The following is a 19,452-nucleotide window of genomic DNA, read 5'->3' on the forward strand; positions in this document are numbered from 1 at the left end:
CTAATAACAGATACGGTTCCTGCCGGTCGTTTTCGCTGTATACAGCGCATTGTCCGCCACCTTAATCATTTCCTCTTTATCTTGACCCTTATTGACAGTAGAAACTCCGATACTGACCGTCACTTTTCTACCTATTTCGAAATCATAATTTTCGATAACCTCTCTAAAATGCTCAGCCAATTGAAGGCTGTTTTTTAAATCGGTATTAACGGCAAGGACCATAAACTCTTCACCGCCCCAACGGACACAAACATCCGTAGAACGTGTATGCTGGTTCATAAGAGATCCCATGAGTTTGAGAACCCTGTCCCCTTTATCATGCCCATAGTTGTCATTGATCATCTTGAAGTGATCCACGTCGATAAAAAGAATCGAAAACGGGGTTTGATAGCGATTATATTTTTGGACTTCATTATCCATTTGCTCCATCACCACCCTTCGATTTAAAAGCCCGGTCAAAGGATCGGTTCGCGACAGTGCATTAAGAAGTCTGTTTTGCTTTACAACATAGCGGATCAGGAAAGCGATAATACCAAAAAGCACCAGCATTGCACCGATAGCTATGCGCTGAATCGAAATCGTCCCCTCTTTTTGAACCAGATTTTTATTTTGGGATTCGATCTCTTTATTTAACGATTCAAGCTCTTCTTTTGCCCCGATTATCTTTTGCTGCTTCTCTTGATGTGATTGAAGAAGTTGTTTGAGAGTCTTCTCTTTCTCGGCAACTTTTTTCTCTTCCAGAAGAAGATTTTCTTTTTGAATAGCGATATTTTTTTGGATCGTATCGACTTCGAGCTGTTGAGCCTTTATCGTATTTTTCTGATCACTAATCGCTTCCAATTGTTTCGTTATCATCGTATTTTGCGACTCTATCTTCGACTGTTGTTCCTTCAATGCCGCTTTTTGATTTTCAATAGCGGCAATCTTTTCGGATAACTCGTTATTTCTCTCTTTGATTTTTTTATTAAGTTCGGCAATCGTCTCTTTTTGCTCTTTAAGTTCATTTTGTGAACTTTTATAGAGTTTTGCGACGTCGATTTCCGTACCGCCCAGCAAGATTAAATCGGGAGAAACCCGCAGTGATCGGTTGATAAGATTAGGTTTATTTATCTCAAAAGTGACCATATCCCCGTTTTGGGTTAGATTGATCATCACCTTTTGTTTATCTTTGTAGTCATCACTGATGAGGAGGACACTGGATGAATCGTACTCATGGAAAAGCTTTTCATACATCGGTGCATTGTCGCTGTCGACGTATACCGCCTGAATATTTTTCGGGATTTTTCCATCATAAAAAGAGACTCGGATTTTTTTATTTTCCAGCAGTTTTCTCGAAGAGAGGATTAAAAACATATTTTTCAGATTCTCATTCTTCGAGACAACAAGCAGATCGTAATCCTCAAACTTCGATTCATTCGGCCACGTCGTATGCTTCAAAAAATTATAGACATACGCTACTTTTACCTGATCACTGTTAATCTCTTTTGCACTAAGTGCAGTGAGCAACAATCCTAAAATTAGCCAAATAAATACTTTCATAACGTCCTAAATACTCATGCTGAATGTGATCGAAATCATTTGTGTATCTTGTGGGGATTTATACTTTGCACTACTATTATAGCGTACACCGTAATAATGCTCGTCAAAGAGGTTATCCACCCTCAAAGCAATTTTTTTATTCTGATCAAACGCGTAGCTGGCAAAAAGGTTAGTAACAAAATGTCCCTCAACCGTTGCGAATTGGCCGTTATCATACGGCGCCGCCGCAATCGGGCTTACCCAGATGCATGAAGGGGAGAACCGCCAGTTTTGATACCGTAGTGTTGCACCCGATTTGAGCACATGCTTGGATTGGTAGGGGAGCTCATAATTATAGGTATCCTCTATTTTTCCATCGATATAACTGTAATTTGCCCAATAGCTCACATCATACCCCGGAAAATACGAATGCCCCTGATATGAAGCATCTCCGCCATAGACGGTTGCTGAAACCGAATTTGCCGCTCCGACCGCATGAATAATCGTCGTATCAGGGATAAAATAAATTTTATCCGGTAAATCCTCTTCATTTGAAATAATGTCTTTAACGGTTGCATAGTAGATTGAAAAGCTGAGTTGATCGTTCTGACTCAACAAAATGTCTAAATCATACTCGTAGTTTTTGCTTTTTTCGGGCTTCAGATCGGGATTTGCCACCCTGAAACGATCCGTTTGATAAGTATTACCATCCCCCAGGGTATTCGGTTGCAACGCATTACCGTAAATCTTGTATTTTTGATAATTCGAAGGGGCCAGATACGCTTGTGCATAGATAAGTTTTTGGGTCACATTATCGGTGGAGTAAAGCAGAGCAAAACGGGGGTTAAACGTCGAACCGTACGAAGAGCTATGATCGTAACGCCCCGCGAGAGAGAATTGTAAATCATCATCCAATCGTATCTGATCTTGGAGATAGATCGCCTGATTATTCCACTGGATATGATAAATCGGCGCTTCGATATTTGATCCGGCGAAATAAATAGGGCCAGTGACAGAGGGAGCAGCTAAATCAACCGTCATCGGAGTAGATTTAAATGATTCGTACGACATTCCGAAAATAAGGTTATGCTTCTCGAAATTTTTATTCAACGTCTCCTCCGCCGCGTACCTTTGGGAATAGGAGTATTTGTATCCCGGAACATACGACGTGTATTTATTGATAAAATAACTATCTTTCAGCAACTCTGTGGAATCATAGCTCAGCGTGGTCGTTGATTGCACATCATCCAAAATTTTACCGCTGTATCGTCCGAAATAACCGAATAATTCCGTATTTAAATTGGAGTTATTGTCGTAAAGGTTACTCTTCGAGTTCCCTCCGTTCATAGCAATCAAGGTCGATTCAGACGAATAGCGGTAGTTTATCCCCATGTCAAACCCTCCGTTTTCATACCGTGCACCAACCGATTTGGTGATAGTGGGCTGAAAATCGAACTCTCTATCCTGTGCGCTTTGGATAACACTCGATCCGAGAGTGACATCTTGTCTTAAAAAATCATTAGGGTACTCTTTTTCAAAATCATAATCTTGATCATGATGATAATGGGCTTTCAGCGTTAACATCCCTTTGTACAATGGTAAAGATTTAACGCCGTACAGATAGTTGTACCCTTTTTTACCCCCCGTGACGCTCAACTCATCTTTCGGCGCCTTTGAACTAATAAGATTGATTACCCCACTCATCGCATCCGCACCGTAAACAACCGATGCTGGACCGTACAAAACTTCCACCCGTTCGATTCCAAACAGCGGATACTGCATCGAGTGGCTAAGAATTTCTCCGTCTGTCTGATCGATCTCTATTCCGTCTTGGAGCACTTTAAAATAGTTTGTCCCCATAACCCCACGAATGCCGATCTGATTCAAAATACCGCTATCGGCATAACGCATCACTTGAAATCCGGGGAGATCACCTAAAAGCTCATCCAGGCCTCGATAACCGCGATCTTCGATTTGTTCTTTCGAAACAACAACCATTTTGGCAGGGGTAAAGTTCAAACTTTGCACTGATTTGGAAGCCGAAGTCACTTTTAGCTGTTGCAAATCATACAAATCGAGTCCAAAAACATCATCCATCAAATCGATTTTATATTCATTGCCACCCAGCAATGAAGCTGCAGCGATGAGAGACAAAAGAAGCTTCATTAATGCACCATTCTCCTATAATTTCTAGTAGAGTATCTAGTATTAAGGATACTATTTTATTCCTTAAAGACATTTATCAACAGGATGGCTAAAACAGTGTTGTTTAACATCTATAAGCATGTAACTTATGCCGTATAAAAAAATAAATAATTCTTATTTGTTTACCAATTTGATTCATACTTCTTTTACCCAATGATCATAGCCGATCAAAAGGGCTTGATTCTCAAACTCCTTAAGCTTGGCTCTTTCCTTCTCGTCAATCGAAAGAGCATTTTCATCCCGAATTTCTCATATTTGAAACCATTAAAAAGCACAATGTTACGGTAAAGAATAAAGCAATATTTTATTTTATTGAAAAGAAAGTACTGAGTAGGTTAAATGTCATAGTTAAGGGGGTTGGATAGATGGCGGACAGCTAGGGGTTCGAACCCTAGATAGGTTGCCCTATACACGCGTTCCAGGCGTGCGCCTTCGACCACTCGGCCAGCTGTCCATTAAAGTGAGCGTGAAATTGTACCTAATATAGCTTAAGGGTTAGCTTTCAAATCCCATAACCACGCTTAGGCGGTTTTTTGCGTGCTTGCTCGTTACTCCAGCGGCTATTGATATGCTTGAGCCATGCCAGAAAAATCCCGACTAGGATCGACACCGCACAAACTTCATATCCGATAGCCCAGATAACGGCAAAAGAGGTTAAGTTAAACTGTAAAAAATATTCGTAACTTGCTTCGGCTACAAATAAATATAAAAATGTTAATCCTGCCAGATAAGGAATCGTTATCAAATAAAGAGCTAAGACAATTCCCTCATACCCTTCAGGAGAGAAAACAAAATCACGATAATCAAGTGATTTTTTAAAAAAATCACTTTCTATCTGACGTCGCACTTTGAGATTTTCTCTCTGGTATGTTTTAGCACTGTCTCGTGCACTATCTGAGATCAATGCTGACTGTACCCGTTTCTCTTTATTTGCATTCATAATTGATTACCTTACGTTAGACGCGTGATGATAAATTATATCTTGTTTTATAAAAAATGTCGGTGGATTGAAAAAAGAATTATGCGATAATTAAAATTTATAGATAACCGAAACACGAAGGATATGTATTTCGGTCAAACTATCGAAGGAGAATCGAACCACCATTGTAGAAAAGAAGTGTTAATTTTGTGTAAAAAAATATTATTTTTGAATGACCATTAGATTGATATAATGCCATTAAACTATTCAAAAGGGTTTAAGTGCTCCCAAATCAACGTTTTTACTCCATCAGTGACGATTTTCGCTCCCCCTACGCCCGAGACCGAGACCGTATTATCCATTCAGGGAGTTTTCGACGACTTGAGTACAAAACACAAGTTTTTTTAAATTCACAAGGAGATTTTTTTCGTACCCGTCTCACCCACAGCATCGAAGTAAGCCAAATCGCCCGCTCTATTGCATCGCATCTAGGGTTAGAAGAATCGCTCGCCGAGAGTATCGCCCTCTCACATGATTTGGGACATACACCCTTCGGACACATCGGTGGGGATACTCTCGATGAGTGTTTACGCGAACGTGGATTTAAAAGCGGATTCGAGCACAATTTTCAGAGCTTTCGGGTCGTAACCAAACTCGAACAGCGTTATAAGGCATTTTTAGGGCTGAATCTCACCTACGCAACATTAGAGGGGATTTTAAAACACTCCTATCCGTATAACAAACCGTTTTTACCCGATGAGATACGAGAATCTTTTGCCCTCGATACCCACCCCAGCATCGAAGCGATGATTGTCGATCGTGCCGATGAGATTGCCTACATCAGCCACGACATCGATGATGGAGTCGCTTCGGGGCTCATCAGTTTTGATACTTTGAAATCCTCTGAGCTGATCCAAACTATTTTAGAAAAAGTTTACGAAGAAGGTATCCACGAGGACGAGGACGAAATGTTCCGCTACCGGTTCAGCTCCCATCTAATCAACCATCTCGTTTATTCACTCCTCGAATACGCCCGAGACAAAATCGATAACACACGTGTGTTAGCCTCCGTTATACCTGCGTCAGAAGCGATTGTAGTCGGATTTGAACCTGAGCTTGAAACCCAAATCAAAAAACTCAAAAAACTCCTTTATCAGGAACTTTATCAACACAAACACATTATGCGCAAGATGTTTGCCGGAAAACAAGCGATTATCGGTCTCTTTAACGCCCTGATGGAAGAACCGAAGATGCTGCCGCGTTATTATCTCGAACAGTGTGATAGACGTAATCCCCACCGTGTTATCAGCGACTACATCGCCAGCATGTCGGATCGATATGCTATGGAATTGTATAATGAACTGTATGGGAGAGAGGGGTAGATTTCTGACAATATGCAATAAAAAATAGCTACTTATTTTATTCAAGTTATCCTATTGCATATTACTCATCGGAGTCCATATGGATACACTTATTATCGAACCCATTCGAGAAAAAATCTACCATCTGCGTAATACTGAAATTATGTTAGACTCCGATATAGCCGAGCTGTACGGTGTAGAAACCAAACGGATTAACGAAGCTGTTAAAAATAATCCTGAAAAATTTCCTAATGACTTTATGCTTGAACTGACCGATGATGAGTTTGAAAACTTGAAGTCGAAAATTTCGACCTCAAGTTGGGGTGGGCGTAGACATCTGCCGAAAGCCTTTACAGAACAAGGTGTTTATATGCTTGCCACTGTACTAAAAAGCCAAAAAGCAACAAATGTCACAATCTCAATCATGCGTACTTTTACCAAAATTCGTCGCTATGCGCTGGAACATGGGGAGTTACTTGAACAAATCCATGAATTAAAAAAAGAAACCGCAAAACACAAAGAGTGGACGAAAGATAAACTAACCGCCGTAGCCGATACGATAATTATGCTCGAAGATTCACTAGGTGCTCTCGAAGAGATGATTTTAGATATAAAGTCGGCGAAAGAGGTGGAGACGATAGGGTTTTTGAGGAATTAGCAAAACCTAGCGAGATGGGTGGATATAACTGAAAAGTGAAAAGTTCATAGTTCGACAAGCTCACTACGAACGGATATAATACCCCCATGAAAAAGATAGCAATTATCGGCGGCGGTGCAAGCGGACTTATGGCGGCGCTTTTTGCCGCACGCTCCGGTGCGGATGTCACCATCTATGAACACAACTCCGGTGTTGGAAAAAAGATATTGGCTTCTGGTAACGGACGGTGCAATATTATCAATACGACATCCTCTGCCGATGATTACGCAGGGGCTGATCCCCATTTTGTCACCTATGCACTCAAACAACTCTCATTCGGCTATTTTGAAAAGTTTTGTAGCTCTATCGGATTGATTCTCGAGATTAAAGAAGACGGACGATGTTATCCACTCTCCAATGAAGCCAAATCGGTATTGATCGCGCTTAAAAGTGCGGTGAGCGAAGCGAGGGTACATATCTGCACTGACACTTCGGTGCGTTCCATCTCAAAAAAAGATACTCACTTTATCGTCGAAACCAATAGTGGGAAAAGTGTTTATGATAAGGTGCTGATTGCAACAGGTTCTGAGGCAGCTCCTCAACTGGGAGCAACTGCGGACGGATATAACTTCGCCAAAAAATTCGGTCATGAAATTCTTCCGACCTATCCCTCTTTAGTACAGCTTCATTTGAACTCTAAAAATCACCACAAAATGGCGGGAGTCAAAACGACAGCCGAAGTAACCCTCATCATCGATGGCAAATCCAAAGAAAAAATCCAAGGGGATATTCTGTTTGCTGCGTACGGCATTTCGGGACTGGCGATCCTCGACATCAGCCAGAAAGCTTCGTATGCCCTCCATAACAAACAACGCGTTAGTATAGCCCTCAATCTACTCCCGCGCTATGATAGAGCGACCCTTGCTAATGTGATCGAAAAACTGTTTGCTTCCGTTCCAAAACATGACGTTCATACCGCACTTTGCGGCATCATCCCTGCTAAAATTACAACCTATCTCCTCGAAGATGCCGCTGTTCCTCTAAGCACTACCGTATCTGCTCTAAATCCCAAAGAGATCAAAAAAATCGCCCACTTGATCGGAGAATGGAAATTTGAGGTGAATGACACCCACGGATTCAAACATGCCGAAGTGAGCGGCGGCGGGGTCAGTACGGCACAGATCAGTAACAAAACGATGGAATCAAAATTGGTAGAGGGGCTTTATTTTGCCGGAGAAGTTCTCGATATTGTCGGAAAACGTGGGGGATATAATTTTAACTTTGCGTGGGCTAGCGGTATGATTGCGGGAAAAGAGATGGCGAAGTAAGCGCGCAAGCGCTCTTACTTACTTCTTAGCGCCGTAACGTTTACGATCACTAGGATCTAACCAACGTTTACGGATACGGATACTAATCGGTGTAACTTCGAGAAGTTCATCGTCTTCGATCCACTCTAATGCACGCTCAAGGTTCATATCACGTGGTGGAACGAGTTTAATCGCTTCATCGGCACCTGATGAACGGACGTTTGATTGTGCTTTCCCTTTGATCGGGTTAACATCGAGGTCATTGGTACGGCTGTGTTCACCGATAATCATCCCTTTGTATACTTTTGTTTGTGGGTTGACAAACAATACACCGCGATCTTGTAGGTTGAACAATGAGTACGCTAAGGCAACACCGTCTTCCATAGAGATAAGTGCTCCGTATTGGCGGCTCTCAACAGAACCGGTATAAGGGCGGAATTCCAAGAATGAGTGGTTCATAACCCCTTCACCTTTGGTATCGGTCAAGAACTGACCACGGAAACCGATCAAACCACGTGCAGGGATTTCGAACTCTACGCGAGTAAAGCCCTCACCCATTGGTACCATCGCTGTCATTTCCGCTTTACGACGGCCAAGACGCTCGATGATCGTACCTGCATTTTCAGCCGGAAGGTCAACAACAAGGTGCTCGAACGGTTCACATTTAACCCCTTCGATCTCTTTTACGATAACTTCAGGACGTCCGATACCGAACTCAAAACCTTCACGACGCATATTTTCTGCAAGAATCGTAATTTGAAGCTCACCACGACCGGAAACGATAAATTTACCTTCTCCGACCGTTTCGTAACGCATAGCAACGTTGGTGTTCATCTCAGCATCAAGACGCTCACGGATTTTGTTTGCCGTAACGTGTTTACCCTCTTGACCTGCAAGCGGAGAGTCATTAACCGAGAAAACAACGGTCAATGTAGGCTCTTCGATGTGCATAGGGTCGAGTGGCATAGGATTTTGCGGGTCACAGATAGTATCCCCAACATCTACGGTTTCGATACCGGCAACAGCAACGATATCACCCGCTTCCGCTTCTTGGATCTCCATACGGTTAAGTCCGAGGAATCCGATCAATTTAGAAATTTTACCTTTGACCATTTCACCGTCAGCTTTTGCAAGGAGGATGTTATCCCCTTTTGCAATTTTACCGTTGAAAATACGGGCAATACCGATTTTACCTACGTAGTTATCGTAGTCGAGTGTGAAAACTTGCAACTGAGTAGAGTTTCCTGCATCACCGGTAGGCTCAGGTACTTTGTCCAAGATAGTATCAAACAAACATTTGAAATCGCCATCCGGCTCAGACATGTCCATTTTCGCGATACCATCACGCGCCGCAGCGTAAACGATCGGGAAATCGAGTTGATCTTCGGTCGCATCCATCGCTACGAAGAGGTCGAATACTTCATCTACTACACGCTCAGGATCAGCGGAAGGTTTGTCGATTTTGTTAATAACAACGATTGGCTTGATTCCAAGCGCAAGCATTTTTTTAACAACGAATTTCGTTTGAGGCATAACACCTTCATACGCATCAACAAGGATCAAAGCCCCGTCAACCATTTTCAAAACACGCTCAACTTCTCCACCGAAGTCGGCGTGGCCCGGAGTGTCGATAATGTTAATTTTGTGATCGCCGTAGCGAACTGCAGTGTTTTTCGAGAGAATGGTGATTCCGCGCTCTTTTTCAAGGGCGTTAGAGTCCATCGCTCTTTCATTCACTTGTTCGTGGCTTCCATAGGTTCCAGATTGCTTGAGCAACCCGTCAACAAGAGTCGTTTTACCGTGGTCAACGTGCGCGATTACGGCGATGTTACGAATTTTTTGCATTGCTGTCCTTTAAAATGAGGGCAAAGATTTTCGCGGATTATACCTTTTTTTATGTTAAGCATACTTTAAGCCATTTTTTTATTGTTACACTTTAGTTACTCCAATATATGGAATATTTTTTGCTTTGCATATTTACTTATACTATAAAGCGTGTTCGGCATATACACAAACAAGGATCATTGATGATCATTCAAAGCAAAGAGGTTCAAGCCAAAACATCACTGATTGATTTATTGGGGGGGAATTCAAAGTCCTCAACAACCAAATCAAGTGATCTGTTTTCAAAGCTATTGGCGACATTGAGCAATACTCAGCAAACCCATGATTTCAAAGCGATAATCGATCCAAAAAACGCATCCCTTAAAACAACCAAATCCTCTGCATCGACCCAAGAGCTGCAAACCCTTTTACTCGGAGGAGAGCAAAAAGATTCAACTCTGTTTTCCAAAGAATTAATAAGTACCCTCTCAAATGATCAGGTGCGAACCCTCATCAATCGGGCAAAAGAGTATCTGAAAAATGAGATTACTGCGAAAAATCCCGAATACCACAATAATGAAATCAAATCTCTCCCGAAAACATTGGCAGGATTAGTGAAACTGGCTGAGAAACTGGGATTGGATCCCCAATCAATCACCCTCTCCGTATTAAAAAATGATTCAGCCGAGCAAACTATTTTTACCCCTGAATCACTTTCCAAACCTCTGTTTGACACCAAGGCTATCACTCAACTCTCTATAATGCCAAAAGAACCAAGTCCTTTTGAATCGATAATTCAGCTCATCAGTGAATTGAAATCCAACGAGCCAAAAGAGACCAAAGTTCCTGCAACTACTGCATCAACCGCAGCGTCAACGGCACTATCTGCTGCAGCATCAACTACAATACCAGCGGCAGCATCAACTACAATACCAGCGGCAGCATCAACTACGGTATCGGCACCATCGGCTAAAGAAACAGCCGAGAAAATTGAAACCCAACCGCTAAAAGCGCTACTGCAGCATCTCGATAAACGTGAAGCCCCGACATTGGTGTCTACCCTTCCTGTCGAAGAGATAAAAACTCCCGATGTAAAACCGCTCGTTGCGGCCATAACATCTAAAACAGACACCCTTATCGCTCTTCTTCAAGGCGAAGGCGACCTAAAAGACTCAAAAGCAGATCGTCTCAATGTATCAAAAACCGATGCCGAGTCTCCCCGAACGATGCATGCCCCTAAGGCCGACTCGATTGAAGTAAAATCCAAAGAAGCCCAGCAAAGCATGCGACTTTTTGCAAGTGACCTTAAAGAAGCGGTACAAGAGTACAAACCCCCATTCACACGCCTTACCATGAAATTAAATCCGGAGAAGCTCGGCGAAGTAGAAGTTACTCTCGTGCAGCGGGGAAACAATGTCCATGTCAATATTCAGTCGAATAATACCAACAGTGTCGCCTTTTTAGCTCACAACGCTACCGAACTCAAAACGCAGCTGGCCAATCAGGGGATTGCTAACGCCACTATGAATTTTATGTCCGGAGGCGAGGGGCAAACCAATCAGCAGACATCGCAGCAAAAACAACAAGAACAGCAACAAAACCGTTTCCGTGCCTATGAGTCGCTCAACGATCTTGAGCTAAACAATGAGCAGTTATCGGCTCTTGAAATCATTATTCCGCATTACGCGTAAACCCAACCAAGGAGCATATCATGGCAATCGACGCATACGGCAACACATTAACATCCGCATCGGCAAATACCACAACAACATCATCCACTGCGGTCAACCCTAACGGTATATTAGGAAAAGACGATTTTTTAAAGCTTCTCATGCTGGAGCTTAAATACCAAGATCCTACCTCTCCGATGGACTCCGAAAAGATTTTGACCCAAACATCTCAGTTGGCGACACTAGAGTCGAGCGAAAACACGACAAAAGCACTCACAACACTCGCTACGGCACTCACCGCATCCGCGCAATTCACCGGTATTTCCGCTATCGGGAAAATCGCCGATACAGGAAGCAATGCAGTTCTCGCCTCCAAAGGTTCAACAACCGACTTTGAGCTTTATTTTCCGGATAATGTGACTACCGGAAAAATCAATATTATGGATTCCAACGGTAAAATCCTCAAAACTATGGATATCGGAGCGACCGATGCAGGTGTCGCACAGTTTAGCTGGGATGGTACAAACAGCGCCGGTACAGCCTTAGACTCCGGCACATATTACGTCGAATCAACCTATAATAAGGCTGACGGCACTTCGGCTACAACACGTATCGGACGCTATCCGATCGAATCGATCAAATTTGACAGCGGTAAAACTTATGCCAAACTCGGATCAAGCTATATCGATTTCAGTACGATCCATGAGATTACCAATAACTAAGTTCTGCTGCTATTTATAAAAGGGAAACACTATGACACAAGGGTACTATACGGCAATATCGGGTATACAAGCCAACCAATACGGCATGGATGTTATTTCGGATAATTTAGCCAACGTATCGACAACGGCTTATAAAAGCTCAACAGCAGAGTTTGCCGATCTTTTTAGCAAAGCCATCTCAAGCAGCAATACTCCAACGTCCAACGATATCGGCTATGGGGTAAAACTACAAGCCACAAGCTTTCAATTTACCCAAGGGACATTTATGCCCTCCGATCGATTTAGCGATCTCGCACTCGAGGGGAACGGATGGTTTGGTGTCACTTCCAATGGAGAGAGTTCGTATACCCGAGACGGAAGTTTTTCGTTTGATACCTATCAAAAAACAAGCGGTGACGTCAACTCATCTACTAACCGGTTAGTGACGGCAGACGGACAATTCGTTACGGGTACGATGCTCAGTAATTTTGCCTACAACCCATCATTTGATTACGGTGATCAAACGCTCAATGGAGCCGTCGGGGCTTATGTACTCAATAATCCGGCAAGTGATGTTGCCCTCTCCGACGTCGGCAGCCAAGGTGTGCTTGAGTTTCCAACACGCCTTGCTTATCCGGTTGTACCGACGACCCAAACGACTTTTGTCGGAAATCTGGGGGTTGTCGATGAAACACGCACCATCAGTGCTAAAGTTATAAGCGCCAACAATGATGCCAATCAGCTCAAGCTGACTTTTACTAAAAGCGCGACTCAACCGACAAGCGGAATTGCTTGGGATGTCGTCGCCACCGTGACGTCTAATGATGGCAGTATCGTATACGACACTCAAAATGGCCAAGCTACCTTCGGTGCATCCGGCGCTCTTGAAAATTTTAATATCTCTTCCATGAACAACGACGGAACACCGGTTGCTGTAAATTTGGGGGCAGGATACAGCGGTGTAATCGCTATCGATGGAGTCGGGATTAGCGGATCATCAACCTCCGATGGGGTCTCCGAAGGATCACTGACCAAATACGGTATCAATTCCAATGGGGTCATCATAGCCGATTTTTCCAACGGTCGCCAAAGTGCTATCGGCCGTGTCGCGGTATACCATTTTCAAAATGATCAAGGTCTAAACCGCGAGGGGGGAACCTATTACACACAAAGTTCCGACAGTGGAAAACCTATTTTTTGGAGCGATGCCAATGGTAATACCATTACCGGAGCAACTGTCCGAAGTAATTATCTAGAGGGTTCTAACGCCGATGTATCGGTTGGACTAACCGATATGATCGTCACACAGCGTGCCTATCAGGCCAATTCCAAAATAGTAACTACCGTGGATGAGATGATTCAAAAAGCTCTCTCAATGCATCGATAGTTTTTGGAATATTTTTTGCTTATAACTTTTACTTTGTCATAAAAAGGACAGCTCATGTTGAAATCACTTTTTTCAGGCGTTACCGGATTGCAATCGCATCAAATCGCTATGGACGTCGAATCCAACAACATTGCCAACGTTAATACGATCGGCTTTAAATACTCTCGTGCCAATTTTTCGGATTTGCTGGCACAGACCAATCAAATCGCAACAGCTCCCCAAGGCTCACTGGGCGGTAAGAATGCGGTACAAATCGGATTAGGGACATCGGTAAATTCGATCACCCGTATCCATTCACAAGGTTCTATCCAAAATACCGATAAAAATACCGACGTCGCAATCCAAGGAGACGGATATTTTATTGTCTCTCCGGATGGGGGAAGTACCTATAAATACAGCCGATCCGGTGACTTTAAATTTGATGCAGCCGGAAATTTTGTTGACAACAACGGATTTATCGTTCAAGGATGGGTACGTGACAAAGTAACCGGGCTTGTGGATTCTACCGCACCTATCAGCAACATCACAATCCCTCCAGGACTCACCACTCCGGCAAATGCCAGTTCCGAAGTCGTTGTCAAAGCCAATTTGAGTGCAAGCACCACCATCACTCAGTACAAACCGACTTATGAAACCGACACCGCAGGGGCATTTGTAAATACAAATGGATATCCTGTGGCTGCCGAAGACATGGGAGTCATGTTCAATGCCAGCGGTACCGCGTTTGCCCTCACTTCTGCCGCAGCCGGTCCTGGTGTAGGCGGAGACGGTATTTTCATCAGTACCGACGGCGGCGTGAACTACGCTGAATTTCGTTATACCTCCAACAGTGCCGACGTTACCACTACCGGTACCGGTGCGGGCGGGGCGGCAACCTCTCCGCTTCAAAGTGACGGCTTCACACCATCCAACAACAGAAACGTCTACTATTTCAACACGACCGAAGACCTTCGTGCCGCTGTTGCCAACTGGACATCAACCAATGCTCTTAATCCTGGGCGTTCTGCCGGTTCGACCGTAAACTACAATCCACAAGGAAAACTGCTTATTTCTAACAGTGCGGGGGCGAGTGACCTGAGTATCAACGTAGCCGGAATCACTGATGTCAATACCGTTAAAAACGAAACCTTTACCTCCAACTTTTTGACCCTTGCCGGTAATATAACGGCAGGTTCCGCTACGGCAAAACAATCACAAGCCGTCAATGCGGCTACCCACTCTGCAAGTATCGACGTGTATGATTCACTGGGAAGTAAACATACCCTTAAAGTCGATTTTAGAAAAGCAACCAGTAATTCGACCAGCGGAACAACATGGAATTACACCGTTACTGTCCCGAAACCTGCGGATATCGGAGGGGTAGCCCCCTACCAAAACATCCTCAATCCGGCAGGGGCAATTACGTTTGACTCTACCGGGGCATTGGCAGGGTACAACATTCCGGCAATCGACTTTACCGGAAACAACGGTTCCAAGCCAAACCAATCTATCAATCTGAATTTCGGTACGATCAACGGATTTGACGGTATTACCAGTTTTGACAATCCATCTGCCACCAGTGGAATCAGTCAAGACGGTTATCCGGGCGGTGACCTAGAGGGTATTCGTATCGATGCGAGCGGTACACTGATCGGTTCATTCTCAAACGGCCGTTCTTTCGGTCTTGCTCAAATCTCAATGGCAAAATTCTCGAACAATGAGGGTCTTACCAGCGACGGCGGAAACGTTTATCTCCAATCGGCAAACTCGGGTGATCCGATTATCGGTACAGCCGCTACTGCAGGACGTGGATATATGCAAGCATCCGCTCTTGAAGGCTCTAACGTCGATTTGTCCAAATCATTGACAAACCTTATCATTATTCAACGCGGCTATCAAGCCAATGCTAAAACCATTACCACTTCGGATACCCTCCTCGAAACTCTTCTGGGCATCAAACGTTAACGCTAATGCGTTAGCGGCTTTGTTATAACTTTGTTTGTTTAATATTTAATAGGAAGAAGTAGATAGACCCGGCAGTGAAGAAGCTGCCGGACTTTGAAACTTAAGGAGTGAGTGATGAAAACACCCTTGACTTGCTGCTGTCAATTGGGATTTAAGTATTATGAAACAAATTAGTAAACAAACAGTAATAAGGTTATAATTTCGTTATGAGATGGCGAACCCTAAAAAAACAAAAACAGCACCAACCACCAACCCCTAAATCCAAAAAAATAATCTATGCCCCCTTTTGGCCTCGTGTCGCAGGATTTGCTACCGATATTTTTATGATCGGTTTACCGATATCGCTTATAACTATGATGCTATTCGGATACGATCAGATGCACACGGCAACCGCCATAGATGTGATTGTTCACAGCGATAAAGCACAGTTAAATCCCCCTAATCCTATAGCCTCTATCACCCAAATAACCCTTTTTCTTATCACCTATGTCTGGTTATGGCATCGAGACGGCCAAACGCCGGGGAAAAAACTTGCCCATATCCGAGTGATCGATGCAACGACGCTAGAGAATGCTCCGTATTGGAAACTCTCCCTACGTTTTGTCGGTTATTTTATCTCCTTGATTAGTGTAATCGGTTTCTTTATCGGTTTACTCCGCAAGGATAAGCGTTCACTCCATGATCTCCTCAGCGGTACGGCTGTAATCCGCGTCTCTTAATATGCCGGTTTTAATCGCCTCGTTCTATTTTTTCTATTTTGCTCTGATCGGGGTACACGTTATTTTTGTCCCAAAAATTCTCGCGATGGTGGGGTATGACCCGCTTCATATCGGGATTATACTCGCCTCCGCGCCATTGGTTCGTTTTGCGATGCCGTTTCTCTTTTTACAAGGTTTTCGGCTGGGTCAACAAACTTTTTTTACCTCTTTGGCTTTAATGCTGCTTGGAGCAGCAGGTTTCTACCCTTCACTAACCCATTTTTATCCTTTGCTTGGGGCGAATATCCTTTTTGGAATCGGAATTTCCCTTATTCTCCCTTATATTGAAGTCATCGCACTGGAACATATTGGAAAAGAGCGTTACGGGCGAATCCGCCTCTTTGGCTCATTCGGGTTCATCGCCGTTGCCTTGGTGCTGGTCAAATTTCTCACCACCCCCTATGTCGGGATCGATTTTTTAATCGCAATGGCATTACTCACACTGGCCTTCGGAGCACTGATCGGTATGAAACAATCACATACCCCCTCTTCAGAATGCTCATCACAAGATGAAGCATGCCGATTTTCGATTGTGAAATACATCCCTCTTTGGATCGGATTTTTCCTAATGCAGGTGAGTTTCGGCCCTTTTTATAACTTCTTTACCATCTATGCCACCGATCACGGCGTATCGTTGGACACGACGGTGTGGCTGTGGAGTTTCGGCGTTATTGCAGAAATCGCAATGTTTTATTTTCAAGGGCCGCTCCTTCGCGGCAATTTAGGACGAATCCTTCAGCTTACGGCATTGGTTACCGCATTGCGCTGGCTTATCGTTGCCCTTTTCCCCGATTCTACATTTCTCTTATTTGCTTCCCAGAGTCTTCATGCCTTTAGTTTTGCTCTGTTTCACTCTGCGGCGATTGGAATGCTTTTTCATCTCCATAAAGCGCGTCGCCTTGCGCAACAGTTTTTCTTCGGTATTTCATACGGTTTGGGAGGGTTTATAGGGGCAGTCGGGGCAGGGGCGCTCTATCAGTACACCCCTTCGTTATTATTTGTAGGAGGGGCGATAGCCGCATTGGGTGCCACTATCGCCTTTAGTGTTAATAATCGATCATAACTCCTCTTTTCGAACATGCAGTGCCATTTGAGGAAACGGGATGGAGAGTTTGTGTTTATCAAATTCTAGTTTTACCGCTTCGATGATCTCAAACGTCACATCTGCATAAGCATCCACTGCAACCCACGGGCGTGCAAAAATCTGCACCGAATTTTGTGCTAATGCCCCTATGGCAACCACAGGAGCAGGTTCTAAAAGAACCTTCTCATTAGCAAGGAGAACATTCATAATGACCTCTTTTGCGAGCTTCAAATCATCTTTGTAGTCAATATCAAAAACCATATCGATACGGCGTGTCTCATTCCCCGTGTTATTAATAATATTACCTGAGATAAGGGCACCGTTAGGGATAATAATAGAGCGGTTATCCGGCGTTGTAAGCGTTGTCGAAAAAAGATTAATAGATTTCACCGTCCCCATCACCCCTGAGGCCTCGATAGCATCCCCCACTTTAAATGGGCGAAAAAAGATAATCAACACTGCCGCTCCGACATTGGAAAGGGTATCTTTGAGCGCTAAACCAACCGCCAATCCGGCTGCACCGAAGACCGCAACAAAAGAGGTCGTTTCCACACCCAAATTGCTAATAGCGGCGATAACAATGACTACGATCAATGCCACATAGGTCGCATTGGCGGCAAAAGAGACCAAAGTAGGATCAACATGCGTTTTTTGCATCCCTTTTTTAATCAGGGAAACTATTTGTCCGGCGATCCATTTGCCGATTAAAAAAATGAGAATAGAGCCTACAATCTTGATGCCGTATTCTGTCCCGTATTGATAGGCTAAGTCCGTGTAATGCTCAACTTTATCTCCGTAATGTTCAATCTTTTGCAACATGGTATTTCCTTAACGGTATTCGATAATTTGTTTCACATCAAGCCGTTTTTGAGGGCTTTGCGGATTTACACGGTATCCAAATGCGCATAGAACAGCCACACTATGACCGTATTCGAGATCCAAAATGGCTTCAACCTCCTCTTTATCAAACCCCTCGATCGGACAGCTGTCGATCTCTAGAGTCGCCGCATAGGTCATCATGTTTGCCAAGGCAATATAACACTGTTTCGCCGTCCAGTTTTCCAACAGCACCTCATCGCATTCGATCGGTTCCAGATAGTTTTTATAAACTCCCATATAAGTATCGACGGCATCAGATGGAAGTCCTCGACGCTCAAACATTTTACGAACATACGGTGTGCCGCTTCGTACAGTGTCATTATCGGTAGTGAGTATCACCAGTTCTGAACAATCCGTAATCTGGTTTTGATTCCAGCACGCACTTTTGAGTGCTTTACGCAAAGCAGGCTTTCGCACCACGATCAGCCGCCATGGCTCCATCCCGAATGAGGAAGGAGACGTCCGAGCCACCTCCAAAATCTGCTCAAACTGCTCTGCGGGAATCTGTTTTTCGGTATCGAATGCTTTACAGGCGTGACGAAACGCCATAGCTTTTAAAAATTCAGACATGCTGTGCCTTTGTGTGTTCAATTATTTGTACCATTTTAACGTAGAGTTGTTTATGAGGGGTAATAAGATTTTCTAAAAGTGGGCAATATTTGAGATAATTTTTCCATGCTTTTTCCGAAGCTTCTTGCCGTCCCCGCTTGATGAGTTCAAAACAAACCGCCGCATTGATAAACCCTTTCCATAACAGCACTTCATCATCCTTCTCAAAACGACGGGGATACCATAAATGCTCTAAATCATTATGCGCGTCATAATAACGACCTTCTGAAAGAGACCGTTCGTAAGCCTCAAACGCTATTGTTATACCCGTAGATTCTTGCGCCAATACCCTCGCCCTCCCCGTAAACTGATACACACATGATTCGGAAATTTGGTTCGAAATTCGTTTAGCCGTTCTTTGGACGATTTACCGGTATCGCAATAGAAAACAAATACACTCCCATCAGGCTCGTTTTTTAAAAGCGGAGGAGCATACAATGTGGTTTCGATTCCATCGATCGGATTGAGGATCGTATCGATCAACACAACCCGAATTCCTTGTGCTTCTAATGAGCGTTTATTCCGTAAAAACTCTTCCTGCGTCCATTCATCGACATTTAGATCGATCATCGATTCTTCCCGTTATATTATTTTATGAGAGTTTATCAAAGCTATAAATGCTTTAGCCTTAGGATTTATAACTGGCTGT

The 19,452-nt window shown here is 43.7% G+C and carries 17 protein-coding genes and 1 tRNA gene; 9 read left to right on the forward strand and 9 right to left on the reverse strand.

Translation table 11 applies throughout. The features are described 5' to 3' along the window. The 4 genes from PHI47_RS12660 to PHI47_RS12675 all read right to left on the reverse strand — a co-directional run bounded on the left by PHI47_RS12660 (position 1) and on the right by PHI47_RS12675 (position 4,663). Positions 1-1,539 (reverse strand): YfiR/HmsC family protein, encoded by a 1,539-nt coding sequence (locus PHI47_RS12660; RefSeq protein ID WP_299938048.1) that lies wholly within the window; start codon positions 1,537-1,539, stop codon positions 1-3. A gap of 6 nt (positions 1,540-1,545) precedes the next feature. Beyond that, a complete protein-coding gene (locus PHI47_RS12665; RefSeq protein ID WP_299938050.1) occupies positions 1,546-3,684 on the reverse strand; it encodes a TonB-dependent receptor in 2,139 nt (712 codons plus the stop codon). Positions 3,685-4,089: 405 nt separating this feature from the next. After that, positions 4,090-4,177, reverse strand: a tRNA-Ser gene (locus tag PHI47_RS12670). Positions 4,178-4,225: 48 nt separating this feature from the next. Further along, positions 4,226-4,663, reverse strand: a complete 438-nt coding sequence (locus PHI47_RS12675; RefSeq protein WP_299938052.1) for a hypothetical protein — start codon at positions 4,661-4,663, stop codon at positions 4,226-4,228. Positions 4,664-4,923: 260 nt separating this feature from the next. Between PHI47_RS12675 and PHI47_RS12680 the strand changes: the two genes are divergently transcribed. The 3 genes from PHI47_RS12680 to PHI47_RS12690 all read left to right on the forward strand — a co-directional run bounded on the left by PHI47_RS12680 (position 4,924) and on the right by PHI47_RS12690 (position 7,968). Beyond that, on the forward strand, positions 4,924-6,024 hold the full coding sequence (locus tag PHI47_RS12680; protein WP_299938054.1) for a deoxyguanosinetriphosphate triphosphohydrolase: 1,101 nt from the start codon (positions 4,924-4,926) through the stop codon (positions 6,022-6,024). 79 nt (positions 6,025-6,103) lie between these two features. Further along, the gene (locus tag PHI47_RS12685) at positions 6,104-6,661 is read left to right on the forward strand and encodes an ORF6N domain-containing protein (protein WP_299938056.1); all 558 of its coding nucleotides are present in this window, start codon (positions 6,104-6,106) and stop codon (positions 6,659-6,661) included. Between the two features lie 86 nt (positions 6,662-6,747). Further along, positions 6,748-7,968, forward strand: a complete 1,221-nt coding sequence (locus tag PHI47_RS12690; protein ID WP_299938058.1) for an NAD(P)/FAD-dependent oxidoreductase — start codon at positions 6,748-6,750, stop codon at positions 7,966-7,968. A gap of 18 nt (positions 7,969-7,986) precedes the next feature. Here the strand turns inward: PHI47_RS12690 and typA are convergent, their stop codons facing one another. Further along, positions 7,987-9,792 (reverse strand): translational GTPase TypA, encoded by a 1,806-nt coding sequence (gene typA / locus PHI47_RS12695; protein ID WP_299938060.1) that lies wholly within the window; start codon positions 9,790-9,792, stop codon positions 7,987-7,989. A 182-nt stretch (positions 9,793-9,974) separates the two neighbouring features. Between typA and PHI47_RS12700 the strand changes: the two genes are divergently transcribed. The 6 genes from PHI47_RS12700 (at position 9,975) to PHI47_RS12725 (ending at position 17,294) form a co-directional block, all read left to right on the forward strand. Beyond that, positions 9,975-11,462, forward strand: coding sequence for a flagellar hook-length control protein FliK (locus PHI47_RS12700; RefSeq protein WP_299938062.1), 1,488 nt, complete (start codon positions 9,975-9,977; stop codon positions 11,460-11,462). A 20-nt stretch (positions 11,463-11,482) separates the two neighbouring features. Continuing rightward, positions 11,483-12,163 carry a FlgD immunoglobulin-like domain containing protein gene (locus PHI47_RS12705; protein WP_299938065.1) on the forward strand — a complete coding sequence of 227 codons (681 nt, stop codon included), beginning with the start codon at positions 11,483-11,485 and terminating at the stop codon, positions 12,161-12,163. Between the two features lie 31 nt (positions 12,164-12,194). Then, positions 12,195-13,529 (forward strand): flagellar hook protein FlgE, encoded by a 1,335-nt coding sequence (locus PHI47_RS12710; RefSeq protein WP_299938068.1) that lies wholly within the window; start codon positions 12,195-12,197, stop codon positions 13,527-13,529. 54 nt (positions 13,530-13,583) lie between these two features. After that, entirely contained in the window at positions 13,584-15,473 is a 1,890-nt protein-coding gene (locus PHI47_RS12715) for a flagellar hook-basal body complex protein (RefSeq protein ID WP_299938070.1), read from the forward strand. 206 nt (positions 15,474-15,679) lie between these two features. Next, a complete protein-coding gene (locus tag PHI47_RS12720; protein ID WP_299938073.1) occupies positions 15,680-16,192 on the forward strand; it encodes an RDD family protein in 513 nt (170 codons plus the stop codon). A 1-nt stretch (position 16,193) separates the two neighbouring features. Next, on the forward strand, positions 16,194-17,294 hold the full coding sequence (locus PHI47_RS12725) for an MFS transporter (protein ID WP_299938076.1): 1,101 nt from the start codon (positions 16,194-16,196) through the stop codon (positions 17,292-17,294). Here the strand turns inward: PHI47_RS12725 and PHI47_RS12730 are convergent. The 4 genes from PHI47_RS12730 to PHI47_RS12745 are packed head-to-tail and all read right to left on the reverse strand — an operon-like array spanning position 17,289 to position 19,373. Continuing rightward, positions 17,289-18,134: a mechanosensitive ion channel domain-containing protein gene (locus PHI47_RS12730; protein ID WP_299938078.1), complete on the reverse strand. Its 846-nt coding sequence runs from the start codon at positions 18,132-18,134 to the stop codon at positions 17,289-17,291. The genes PHI47_RS12725 and PHI47_RS12730 overlap by 6 nt on opposite strands. A 9-nt stretch (positions 18,135-18,143) precedes the next feature. Continuing rightward, positions 18,144-18,764, reverse strand: a complete 621-nt coding sequence (locus PHI47_RS12735) for an NAD(P)H-dependent oxidoreductase (RefSeq protein ID WP_299938080.1) — start codon at positions 18,762-18,764, stop codon at positions 18,144-18,146. Continuing rightward, positions 18,757-19,089, reverse strand: coding sequence for a DUF309 domain-containing protein (locus PHI47_RS12740; protein ID WP_299938082.1), 333 nt, complete (start codon positions 19,087-19,089; stop codon positions 18,757-18,759). Before PHI47_RS12740 ends, PHI47_RS12735 begins: the two co-directional genes overlap by 8 nt. Further along, complete coding sequence (locus PHI47_RS12745; protein ID WP_299938085.1) at positions 19,065-19,373, reverse strand: hypothetical protein; 309 nt, start codon at positions 19,371-19,373, stop codon at positions 19,065-19,067. The genes PHI47_RS12740 and PHI47_RS12745 overlap by 25 nt, the downstream gene beginning before the upstream one ends. Between the last annotated feature and the right edge of the window lie 79 nt (positions 19,374-19,452).

It is taken from the genome of Sulfuricurvum sp. (assembly GCF_028713855.1).
In the GTDB taxonomy this organism is placed as follows: Bacteria; Campylobacterota; Campylobacteria; order Campylobacterales; family Sulfurimonadaceae; genus Sulfuricurvum.